This window comes from Stieleria sp. JC731 (assembly GCF_020966635.1).
Lineage (GTDB): Bacteria > Planctomycetota > Planctomycetia > Pirellulales > Pirellulaceae > Stieleria.
The window spans coordinates 198,748-211,098 of sequence record NZ_JAJKFQ010000001.1; the positions used below are offsets into that span (position 1 = coordinate 198,748).

Genomic DNA, 12,351 nt, shown 5'->3' on the forward strand with positions numbered 1-12,351 from the left:
TCTGCAGCTTTGAATCGATTCCGTACCCTATCGGCGGCGCGACACGAGCCGGACGCGAAGACCGGCTCATTGACGTTTCTAATCTGGGCAACGCTCGCTGGGGCGTTGGTCCCGGTGCTGGTGTTGATGTTCGGCTTGATTTCGTTCTTGCTTGAAAAGGAAGAAATCACCAGCTCCCCGGTCAGGTTAGGCGTCAACCTCTATGTCCCGGTTCCGCCTTCTTTTATCGACCGCGCGCCTTTAGTTCAGCTCACCCAGCTGACTTCGGTAGCGTTTGCGGTTTCAGTTATATTTTGCCTTGCGGTCTGGCGGCATCGTCGTGCGGCCGACCGTCGTGCACTAGCGATCACCAAGTCGCTGCATCACCAAGTGCTAAAGCAAAGTGTCCGCCGCGCCGAACTTGAAGGGGCTGCTGCGCAGTCCGCCAGTGCTCGCGCATTGATCAGTCGTCATCTGCCGTCACTCGGTCGGGGATTATCGCTTTGGTATCGCGTAGTCCCGCGAAGTGTGCTGCTGCTTATCGGCTGCGTCGCGGTTGCCTTGTTGGTTCATGTCTACTTGGCGGTGATCGCAGTGATCAGCGGGGTGATGATGTGGCGGCTCTACCAGCAGGTGCGCGGGACTGACATCGATGACGTCGGGAAATGGGAGTTACCGCAGCTGCGCGATCAGATCGCAGGCTTGGTCGCACGAGCACCGCAGATGGCAAGACTGCAAGCAAGCGGAATTGCCGAAGAGTCGTTTCGCCATGAGGTTGATCAGCTTTATCATTCGCTCAATGACAACGAGTCACGACGAGGAAGGATCTGGCCGACGTTATTCCTAGCAGCATCGGCGGCAATCGCGATCATGCTAATTGGGCTCGGGCTAAACCGGCTCGAAACAGACATCGGGCTTAGCTTGTCATCAGCGATCGTGCTTGGTTTGTCACTTGCCGGTGCCTTTTCAGCGGTCTGGCGGATCTTGTCGCTCGGTCGTAATCTTCGAACCAGCAGCGGCCCCGCGTGCGACAGCGTATACGCCTATCTTAAGCGAAGCGACGAAGCCACACCTTCGGAGCAGCGCGTCGGCCTTGCCGGGCTGCGTGACGGTGTCGAATTCCGTGACGTTTCGTTGTTCGGATCACACGGTCAGGCCATTCTGAATCACATCACAACTGACTTTAAACCAAAGTCACTTGCCGTGTTGTTGGGGACCGATCAGGTTTCGACACAAGCGATGGCCGAGATGCTAATGGGCTTCGGTCGGCCTGCCACTGGCGAAGTGCGGATCGATGGTTTGAAGTTGCTTGATGTGCATCCCGCGTCATTGGCGAAGAACGTGATGTGGATCGATCCATCAGGGCCGCTTTGGGATGGGACAATCGAAGAAAACTTGTTGGGCGGCGACAGCACGATCAACAATTCGGACATCCTAGAAGCATTGCGTGAAGTCGACGTTTACGAACAGATTTCGCGTCTTCCAGAAGGGCTCGCTACCTACGCGTTCGTCGAAGACAAGTCGTTGTCGACCGAGGCGACTTATGGCATCGGTCTGGCCCGCGCGTTGTTGCATCGGCCGCCGATCTTGCTTGTCAGTGAGCCGCCTGTGGTGAGCACCCAGCTGGATGATGATCCATGTTTAAAAGCCCTAAAGAAGCTTGCCAGTCAAGGTTCTCTGGTCGTCGTGCTGCCTCGCCGTTTGCAAACATTGCGTTCGGCGGACCGAGTGATCTTATTGAACGGTCCTGACTTGGCAGGTGAAGGTCGGCACACGGACTTGTTAAACGACAGTGACTTATATCGTCACATGAATTATTTGCTGTTCAATCCCTATCGTTCGGGGCCGTCGCGACAGGGATCACGAGCGGGTTGATCCCGTCATGAAGCAAATTTCGAGATAGGTTCCAGGCATGCGTTTGGAAATCGTATGCCTGTGAACGGTCGGATTGGCTTTGAGCATCAACCAGCATTGTTTGAAGAGAAATGCAGCTTGATCGTTATTGTTCAAGCTCGAATTCGGCAGGCAGTTTATAGCCTTTCTTTTTCGTCGCATCGCGAGTCGTGATCAAGATCTCTGTTTCTTCTGGTGGTTTGCCAACAGGGTGAACGACCCATACCAAGGCCTGTTTCGGATCACCTGGTCCTGTGGACGTCGGGTCTGGGTTGGCCGCGAGGACAATGTCGGTAAGGACTTGCCGGAGCGGAACGTCTTCTTTGTCAAAACCACGGATCTGTTGGTTTTGCGTGATGCCGTTAAGTTCTAAGTCACCACCGACAATTTTGAAGGCCGGTGTCGAGGCGCCTTTGGGCAAGTCTTGCTTGAATTCATCGGCGACCGCATCGATCGAAAATTGAAGCGACAGTTGTAGGAACGAAATCGACATCGGACGGTCAAGCATATCGTCAACGGACAACGCAACACTTTCCATTGCGCCTTGTGATGCTTCACCGGGAGGAGTGTTCATGGCCAAGACTGTTGCGAGTGAGACTTGCGCGGCCGCTTGCGTTGGCAAGTATGTTGATGCGACCACGGTTGTCCCATCGATGGTGCTTCGTGTCTGGTCGGCCACATAGCGCAACATCAGCGGCAATCGAGATGCCAGCACTCGCCACGAACGATCAGGAATCGTGTCGAGCAAAAACTTATCAGCCCAGTCAGGCCAGGATTGCATCGTTTCTCGCATGTCGCTTAATAGGGTGGCCTGGGTCGCGCCGCCGCTGGGAACTTCTCGCAGTTCGATGTAGCACGATTCTTCGTCGGATTTGATCGCGATCATGAACGCGGCGATATCTGGAATCAGCCATCCTTTCAAAGCGTCACGCAGTTCGGGAACGCTTGAATTGATCAGTTCGCGGCCGTCGGCAAACAGGAAGTTCGGCGTCGCTAGGATGACGATGTCTGTTTGTTCGCTGGCATGATCCCACAACGTTTGCATGTTGCGAACGAGCGGGATCGAGCCGCCTGCGTTGTCAGCGACTTCGCGAATTCGCTTCATCGGTCCACAGACAAAGGTGGTGACCTCGTCGCCTTCGGGAGGTTGACCGCCTTCTCCGCCGCCGACGTAGTAAGCGTTTTTCAGGTCTTCGTCGGTGTAAAGCACTTGGTCACCCGCCCGAGTTTCGACGGCTTTCCAGTTTTCTAGAAGCGTATCGATTGGTGTCGGGGACACCAATCGAACCGTGATTGCCGTTTCAGGAATACCATTGATTCCGGGGAAGAAGCCGATCACGCAGCTCTGAATCTCATTCGCGGCAACTCCGGCGTGTTTCGAAACAAAGTTCAAAAGTGAATCGAGTTCGACCTGGAAGGCTTGTTGAATCGGCTGGTTCGCTTTGGAAAGTTCAGCGATTTCCAACTTGGCGATGATCGCCGGTCCTGGAGGTAGCAATTCGAGCGAAGGCGAATTCGAGTCGGCTTCGAATGGAGGTACCCACAGTAAGCGATCGCTTTCAACGATTTCGAACCCACGAACCGTTGTTGGTTGATCGGTGGCTGGAGTTTCGTTTCGTGCGTTGCCGACCTTGGGTAGGTTGCGAGTTAAGTTGGGGGTCGGTCGTGGTCTAGGCTTTTCTACCGGTCCGCGTCCGCGCAGTGCGACCGCGAGCCCCAGCAACAGTACCGGCAGGATCATGATGCCGGCCAGAATCGGCACTCGGTTTTTGTTTCTGCGGCGACGCTTGCGGAGGGCTGGTGACGCAGCTGTTGACTCCGTCGTTGCGCCGCTATCGATCGCAGCGTCTTCGGCTGCGCTACCTTCAGCTGAAACGGTTGGTTGCGGCTGTTTGGTTTCGGTGACCTGCACCGCCGGTGTGATTGTTGGGGCAGCTGGTGTGGAGGCAGTGGGGCTTTCGTTCGCCTCGGGCTGCTGTGGTTCTGGTTTGGGCGTCGCGGGTGTTTTTGAAGATTGGACAGAAGCCGCTTTCTTTTTCTTAACCCGTGGTGCCGCGGGAGTTTCCGGGGGCTCGGAAGTTTCGCTGACGATCGGAGCAGAGGGCTGTTTCTCCGCAGTCGCTTCAGAGGGTGGGGCGGCGGCCGGTGGGGCGGCGACCTCGGGTGCCGTGACCTTGGGTGCCGCGATCTCGGGCTCTGCTGGCGCGGGATCCCTTGGCTCTTCGGGATCAGCTATCTCTGAAGCTGAGGTTTTTGCTGTCGGTGGTGTTTCTGCGGAAGCTCGTTCGGGTTGTGCCTGATCGGTTTGGCTCGCTTTGACTTCGGCTGCTCGCTGCAGAGCCGCAGAGAACGTTGCTGCTGAATCGAATCGGGCGGCCGGGTCTTTGGCCATCGCGTAAGCGAGCACGCGGAACAGCGGGTCGCCATCGGCGCCAAGGGCGATCGCTTCGCTAAGTTCTGGCGGAGTCAGCTCGTTGTGCGCCGCGAACAAATCGGCGGTGTCCGCATCGCCAAAAACTGGTCGCCCGGTAAGGACGGTAAGAAGGAGACAGCCCAACGAGTAAATGTCCGATGCGGCTGATGGCATCACGCTGGGGTCGGCCAATTCTGGCGCCGCATAGGTTGCCGGCGATTCGATTCGCTCAATCCAGCTAGCAGACTGGTCGCTTCGTGGCGAGCGGGCGGGCGAGGATGGGTCACGCAGTAAGACCGCATTTCCTTTGCCGGTCACCCAGACATGGTCGGCGCCGATTGCTCCGTGCGGAACGCATCCATTGGCCGAGTTGTGCATTGCTGTGAGCGCGTCCGCTAGGTCCACGCCCAGGCGAACCGTCTTGCGAACGCTTAGCTTGGGTTTGTTTTTCAGGACGCTCCAAAGAGATGCCCCGGTTGGCAACGGCGAAAAAATCTCGACGATTTGTTCTGTATCACCAGATTGTGCGCCGCCGGATAGCTCGATCCTCTGCAATTTTGGATGGCGGATTTCGCTGTGGGCGGCAAGCCAACTGCGTCGTGATTCGTCCAAGGCTGACAGCGGCGCTCGGAGAAGAAACCCGTGTCGTGACTCGGCAGGCGACTGACCGGCTGCTGATTGGGTGTCACTTTGGAAAGCCGTTTGGACTGGTATCCAGTGGGTCAGTGGACGAACCGGGGTTTCGTCTTTGACGACGAAGTTCCCCAGACGCAATGAAGGCTCAGGCTGGGTGAGGATCTGTTTCGCTTGATACTTCGTCAACGCACCTGCTTGAACGAGGTAGGCAGCGATGGCGGAGGCGTCCGACGAAGGTCCGCCGGATTGTTGTGCGAATTCGTCCGCGTACTTCGTACAACCGTGCTGATCCGTCAGACCGGATCTGACCAGACGCATCCAAAACTCAGTCGGCTCGATCGACATGCAGGCAATAAAAACGGGTTAGGGGCAAACAGGCGATCCGTACAACACAGTCTAGCTGATACAACAGAATTTCGGTCCCATAGCTGCAATGCAACTGCCGCATGACCGCTATTTGCGTTCCATAATTTTTCGTACGGGTGGGCGATAGCGATAATTTGACGCGCGTATGATTGCCTACACCGCAGCCCAACATGCGTTCCAATCGAAGTTTGCTTGAATTTTGAATATCGTCTACCTGAGTTCCGAGGCTGTCCCGTTTGCAAAGACCGGGGGGTTAGCTGACGTCTGCGGCACGTTACCACGTGAAGTCGCAGCGCTCGGACATCGCTGTACGGTCATCATCCCCGCATTTCGATCCATCCGCCGATCCGGATGTGACATCGAGACGACGGATTTAAGTTTTGCGATTCCGATGAGCCCTGGAAAGCTGATCGGTGGGCGATTGCTGAAAAGCCAATTGCCCGACAGCAACGTCGATGTCTTGATGATCGACCAGCCGCAATATTTCGATCGCCCTTCGCTCTATGGCGATGCAGCGGGTGACTATCCAGACAATGCGGAGCGGTTCTCGTTCTTTTGTCGTGCGGCACTGGTCGCGCTGCAACGGATCGGAAAAAAGGTCGACATCCTGCACTGCAACGACTGGCAGACCGGTTTGATCCCTGGCTTGATCAGGGCCAACCAAAAGCAGCTGAGCACGGTCAAGGATGCCGCAACGATCATGACGATCCACAACATGGCGTACCAAGGCCAGTTCCCGGCCGATGAGTTCCCGTTAACCGGATTGCCTTGGCTCGAGTTCAACCATCGGACTTACGAGTACTACGGCTACATGAACTTTCTCAAAGCCGGGATCGCAATGTGTGATCTCGTCACGACGGTCAGCCCTCGCTATGCGATGGAGATCCAAACGCCTTACCACGGATGTGGGCTCGATGGTGTGATTGCTTCACGCGGCGGTCGAGTTCAGGGGATCACGAACGGGATCGATACATCCGTTTGGAATCCCGAGACCGATGTGAATCTGCCGGCTCAATTTGGCGTTGAGAACTGGCGCGAAGGAAAATTGGCAAATAAACGTTCGCTTCAGAAGGAATTTAAACTCGAAGAGAATGACGACGTCCCAATGATCGGGCTCGTCGGACGGCTTGCCGAACAAAAAGGCTGGGACTTGATCCTGCCGGTCATTGAGCGGCATGTTGCCGAGGGTCGGCCGACGCAATGGATGGTGCTCGGTAGCGGTGATCCCATTATCGAAAAGGAACTACGTCGTCTGGCCGAAGCAGCGCCTGACCAAGTTGCCGCGCATATTGGGTTCAACGATTCATTGGCCCATCGAATCGAAGCGGGCTCGGACTTGTTCGTGATGCCAAGTCACTACGAACCTTGTGGGCTCAATCAGCTTTACAGCTTGCGATATGGAACGGTCCCAGTTGTCACACCCACGGGCGGATTGGCTGACACTGTCGTAGATACGACTCCTGAATCGATCGCTAAAAAGACCGCTACAGGGTTCCATCTCGCTGAGATTTCCTCTTACGGACTCGACGAAGCCATCGGCAAAGCACTGTATCTCCGCTATCACGAAGAAAAAAATTGGGATGCCCTCGTTCGACGAGGGATGACGTGCGACTGGTCTTGGAGGAAGAGTGCTTCCCAGTATGTCTCCCTTTATGAAAGTGCAGTTGCCCTTACCACACCAGCGACACGATAGGTCACCGAACCGATCTTAGCGGCATCGGAAAATATTTAAATTCTTACCTTGAACCCCGGACAGAATCGCTAGAGTTGTGCGATAGGGAGTATGCGGCAAGTCACCGAAACACGGAGAGTTTTGGAGGCCGAATCCGCACGTTTTTCGCTAAGGAGAACCAATGTTCGCCGATGCGAATCATTCGCTGTTGACCAACCACATTAGTAGTCCGTTATGCATCCAAACGCCGATTCTGAGACGCACCCAGAGACGGCGGACTCTTCAGCACCACAACGCGTGCATGAGGCGGAGTTAGAGTTTGCTGTCAAACGTACGGCTCCTAAGACTGATGGCCCTATCGATATGGACACTCGCCTGGCGACAGACGAGCGGACACGGGTCATGTTATCTGTTCGCCGAACTAGCCGAGGCGTCGACAACCGCTGGGAAGTCGATCCCGATACACAGGATCAGATTTTAGCCGAGCACGCTTGGCTTAATGACGACTCGGCATCTCATTCCCGTCGCGACCAATTGACTGGCGGGTGGACGATTTACGCGCCCAAGCGTGACGAACGTCCCAACGAATTTGCATCCTTGCGATCAATGCAGGCAACCCCGTTTCGCCAAGGCGAAGCACAAGTCGGTTGTCCCTTTTGTGCCGGATCCGAAGGGCAGACCCCTGAAGCCCTGTGGACAGGACGATTGGGTGACCTGACCGCGTTCCATACCGATCAGGGTTCCGACCGATTCGCGCGACCTGCGATCAGTATTTGCTATGGCGAGCAACCCGACTGGGACGTTCGTGTTGTTCCCAACAAGTTTCCTGCCGTCACCTCGATCGACGGCGCGTCCCAGAACCGAACCGAGCCTACCACCGATGTCCTGTTCCCCTCAGCACCTGTGGTCGGCGGACACGAAGTCATCATCGAGTCATCGGGTCACGCCGAAAACATGGCGTCGTTCGATCCGGCCTTGGTCTACCTTACCCTGGTCGCCTATCGCGAACGAATCCGTCACTGGGCTTCGGTCGATGGGATCCGATACATCAGCGTGTTCAAAAACTGTGGGCCGGAAGCAGGTGCATCATTGCATCACAGCCACAGCCAACTGATCGCAACCAGTTTGCTTCCACAGGCGGCACGCGTGACCATGGCGAGGTGTGAATCGCATCGCGCCCGTGTTGGCAGTTCGCTAGGGTGTGATCTGTTGCGAGCGGAGTGCAGTCAGCGAAGCCGTGTGATCGCCAAGACGGATTCCTTCGTTGCTTACTGCCCATTCGCAAGTCGCTTCGCCGGCATGATCCGCTTGACTTCGATGAGTCATCAACCGCGTTTTGAGTCATTTGACGACGGGACGCTCGACCGTCTTGCCAGCATGCTGACACGGGTCATCTATTGGGTGAACCAAGCCTTCCCGGGTAAGGCATACAATTACTTGCTTCATACTTGCCCACCTTCATCGGCACAGCCTGAAGCATTTCAGTGGTGGCTGGATATCTTCCCACGGCTCAACAAAGCCGCTGGCTTTGAATGGAGCAGCGACTGCATGATCAATTCGATGCTTCCCGAAGTCGCTGCTGCGAACTATCGCCGCATCGCACGACGTGATGATCCACGACGTGTGCTCGCTTTCGGCTGAGTTGCGATTCAGTTCGACGATCCTGCAACAATGTCACTGATGCGAGCTTGCCCCTTCGCAAGCTCGCTCGGCGAACAGCTCAGTGTTGGAGGCCTAATGCCGGAGCCGCTTGCAATCGCGAGTTCGAGTTTCCCACCGGCTGTGTTCCACGCCTTCGCATCATCTGCAGAGTGTCTATGCAGATGCAGGGGGACTCAAATGGAAGCCCGAATCTGGGCTGAGGCCGCTTTCGCCCTAAAAAAACGGTTGCCCCTGCGCGACACGCGGAGACAGTCACTATGAAGGGGCTGTAGTTTTCCAAAAACTAAAGCCACTCCGGCTACGAAGTTTGCCTTTAGCTGCCGATAGACTGGATTAGTCGGACTAGGGAAGCTGTGCCGCGTGCGGAGTCTGTGCTCTGTGGGCCAGTTTTGGCTTTCACTTCGGCGACATTTTTTGCTATCAGCACAATGGTTAGTGTGCGGGTTATTCGGGATTGTCAGACGATTCCGTACAATCCGCGACGGCTACGGAATCGTCCGAGCTTGCCAATCGTCCTGATTTACGACTTGCTTTCAAATCTATCACGTACCACCTGATATGTCCGCTCACGTTCATCTCTGCCTGGTTCTTCACAACCATCAACCGATCGGTAACTTTGACGGTGTCTTCGAGCAAGCGTATCAGGACAGCTATTTACCGTTCTTAGAAGTCTTCGAGCCTTACGATCAGTTGCAGATTTCGCTGCACACGTCAGGGCCGTTGATGCTTTGGCTTGCCGAGCGGCATCCGGATTACCTGGATCGTTTGCGGTTATTGGTGGAGGCCGGTCGGGTTGAAATCATCGGTGGCCCGCAGTACGAGCCCATCCTAACGATGTTGCCTTCGCGAGATCGTGTCGGTCAGATCGAATCTTATAGTCGCTGGCTGGAACGCAATCTTGGCACCAGCCCGGACGGCATGTGGATGCCCGAACGTGTTTGGGAGTCGGGGTTGAGCCGCGATATCGTGGATGCGGGGATCAGTTACACCGTCTTAGACGACTATCACTTTCGTGCGGCAGGGCTTCGCAACGAGGAGATGACCGGCTACTTCATCACCGAAGACGATGGGCGTTTGCTGCGTATTTTCCCAGGGTCGGAACATCTCCGTTACACCATCCCATTCCAACCGGTTCAAGCAACCATTGATCACTGCCGCGAAGTCGCCGAGCGATCGCCCGGTGCGGTACTGACGTTTGGTGACGACGGTGAGAAATTTGGTACCTGGCCAGATACCAAGGTGCACGTTTACGAGCGTGGTTGGTTGCGTGGGCTGTTTGATGCGTTAACTGCAAACGCATCGTGGTTGCACACCGTGACGTTGAACGAAGCGATCAATCGCACCCCGTCGCGTGGAAAGGTTTACCTGCCCGATTGCAGCTACCGTGAAATGGGCGAATGGTCACTGCCAACTAAGGCTCAGCAGACGCTTGATCATGTGACCCACGAAATGGAGTCTGATCCTCATTGGAAGGATTTGCAGAACTTTGTGCGTGGCGGTTACTGGCGAAACTTCAAGCGTAAGTATGAAGAAACCAACGAAATGTACGCGCGAATGATGCACGTCAGTCGCCGTATCGTTGACGCAGAAGCGGCCGGTGTGGATGCGAGTCAATTGGCTGTCATCCGTGATCACTTGTACCGCGGCCAGTGCAACTGCCCTTACTGGCACGGTGCTTTTGGCGGGATTTACCTGCCTCACCTTCGCAACGCGATCTATGAGCACCTGATTACCGCCGACAACTTGCTGTCGCAGATGACTGGCGAGTTCAACGACAACGCAGTGACGGCGACGAACGACGATTACAACTTTGACGGCATGCAAGAAGTCCGTCTCAGCAACGACAAGCTGTGTGCTTGGGTGCAGCCTGGCCGTGGTGGTCGAATGTACGAACTGGACGTCCGTAGTATCAGTCACAACCTGCTGGCGACCCTGCAGCGTCGTCCGGAAAGCTATCACCAAAAGGTGCTTGCCGGTCCCAATGCGGCTGGTGACGATGTCGCAAGCATTCACGATCGCGTCGTCTTCAAACAAGCGGATCTCGACAAGCGATTGCAGTACGACCGCTATGCACGCAAGAGCTTGATGGATCACTTCTATGACAACGATGCTTCGTTAGAAGCGGTTTGGCGTGGCGAAGCGATGGAGCGTGGTGACTTTGTCGAGCTTCCGTTCGAAACAAAGCTCCGCCGAGGCTCGGACCGTGTTCAGGTCCAGATGCGCCGTGAGGGCAACGCCTGGGGGATCCCAATCGTGTTGACAAAGGCCGTCACCTTGGTCGCCGGAAGCGAAACATTGGAGGTGACCTACCTGTTGGAGAACCTTCCACAGGATCGTGATTTGCACTTCGGCATCGAGATGAACTTTGCCGGATTGCCTGCAGGTGCCGATGACCGATATTTCACAGACGAACACGATCAGCGTCTTGGTCAATTGGGACAGCCCCTGGACTTGCACGACGCATCGTCGCTCAGTCTGTCGGACCGTTGGCTTGGTATCGACGTTTCGCTGAAGCTGGACCGACCGAGCGGTATTTGGGCATTTCCAGTTGAAACGGTCAGTCAAAGTGAGGCCGGGTTCGAACTGGTCCACCAAAGTGTGTGCGTACAGCCGCACTGGCTAGTCCGTGGAGACAGTGAAGGACGCTGGCACGTAACGATCGAGATGTCCGCTGCATGCGAGCAAAACGCGGAAACCATCGACCAAGAACAGGTCATCCAGTTGTAGACTTCCTGAGTCTCGCTGCATCAAATTGAACAAGACGGCATACCCAAATACGGTGTGCCGTTTTTTTGTTTGCGGATCACTATCGCGCGATGTATCCGTGGTATGATCCAAATCACTCCCCCCCTCTTTTCCCTCCCTGTGCACTTTCGCAATGACCAGCTCTTTGGACGCTGTTGATGTCAGCGACTATCAACGTGACGGATATTTGCTACGGCGGGCGCTATTCGATCACGATGAGATTGATCTGCTCCGTCGTTCAGCCAAGGAAGACAAGCGTCTCGACGATCATGCCTTTGGTCGAAACGATGGCGAAGGTGGCACCGTTCGGTTGTCGTTGTGGAATCATCCCGGGGAAGGCATCTACGGGGCATTCGCCAGGTGCAGCCGTATCGTTGAAGCGGCGGAGCAATTGCTTGGTGACGAGCCCTATCATTATCACTCCAAGATGATCATGAAGGATGCTCGGGTTGGTGGCGCTTGGGCGTGGCACCAGGATTATGGCTACTGGTATGGCAACGGTGTGTTGACGCCGAACATGCTAAGTGTCTTTATCGCTGTCGACCCAAGCACTCGTTTGAATGGCTGTTTGCAAGTGATCCGAGGGTCGCATCAATGTGGACGTATTGACCATCGATTGACAGGTGAGCAAGCCGGCGCGGATCTGGATCGCGTTGAGGAAATCATCAAGCGAATGGAGCATCAGTACGTGGAAATGGAACCCGGTGACGCATTGTTTTTCCATTCGAACTTGCTGCACCGGAGCGACCAAAACCGTTCCGATTCTCCGCGTTGGGCGATGGTATGTTGTTACAACGCCAGGTCCAATGATCCGTATAAAGATTCGCACCACCCGCGATACATACCACTGGAGCGCATGGATGATGCGGCGATCAAGCAGATCGGTGTCCGCCGTTTCGCAGATGACGATGATTCTGAGGTTGCGTTTTTAGATCCCAACCACGATGCCAGTGCCAAATCGCTTGAGCAAAGTAGTTGAGCATCG

Annotated in this window: 6 protein-coding genes; 5 read left to right on the forward strand and 1 reads right to left on the reverse strand. The window is 55.5% G+C overall.

Annotated features, from left to right (window positions below; genetic code table 11):
* Positions 1 to 9: 9 nt before the first annotated feature.
* On the forward strand, positions 10 to 1,854 hold the full coding sequence (locus LOC67_RS00680; RefSeq protein WP_230260426.1) for an ABC transporter ATP-binding protein: 1,845 nt from the start codon (positions 10 to 12) through the stop codon (positions 1,852 to 1,854).
* A gap of 124 nt (positions 1,855 to 1,978) precedes the next feature.
* Here LOC67_RS00680 and LOC67_RS00685 read toward each other — a convergent pair whose 3' ends face one another.
* On the reverse strand, positions 1,979 to 5,239 hold the full coding sequence (locus tag LOC67_RS00685; RefSeq protein ID WP_230260428.1) for a serine/threonine protein kinase: 3,261 nt from the start codon (positions 5,237 to 5,239) through the stop codon (positions 1,979 to 1,981).
* A gap of 247 nt (positions 5,240 to 5,486) precedes the next feature.
* Between LOC67_RS00685 and glgA the strand changes: the two genes are divergently transcribed.
* The 4 genes from glgA (at position 5,487) to LOC67_RS00705 (ending at position 12,345) form a co-directional block, all read left to right on the forward strand.
* The gene (glgA, locus tag LOC67_RS00690; RefSeq protein ID WP_230260430.1) at positions 5,487 to 6,980 is read left to right on the forward strand and encodes a glycogen synthase GlgA; all 1,494 of its coding nucleotides are present in this window, start codon (positions 5,487 to 5,489) and stop codon (positions 6,978 to 6,980) included.
* Between the two features lie 213 nt (positions 6,981 to 7,193).
* Positions 7,194 to 8,600: a DUF4921 family protein gene (locus tag LOC67_RS00695; protein WP_230260432.1), complete on the forward strand. Its 1,407-nt coding sequence runs from the start codon at positions 7,194 to 7,196 to the stop codon at positions 8,598 to 8,600.
* Positions 8,601 to 9,179: 579 nt separating this feature from the next.
* Positions 9,180 to 11,348 carry an alpha-amylase/4-alpha-glucanotransferase domain-containing protein gene (locus tag LOC67_RS00700; RefSeq protein ID WP_230260434.1) on the forward strand — a complete coding sequence of 723 codons (2,169 nt, stop codon included), beginning with the start codon at positions 9,180 to 9,182 and terminating at the stop codon, positions 11,346 to 11,348.
* A gap of 151 nt (positions 11,349 to 11,499) precedes the next feature.
* A complete protein-coding gene (locus LOC67_RS00705; protein WP_230260437.1) occupies positions 11,500 to 12,345 on the forward strand; it encodes a phytanoyl-CoA dioxygenase family protein in 846 nt (281 codons plus the stop codon).
* Positions 12,346 to 12,351 lie beyond the last annotated feature (6 nt).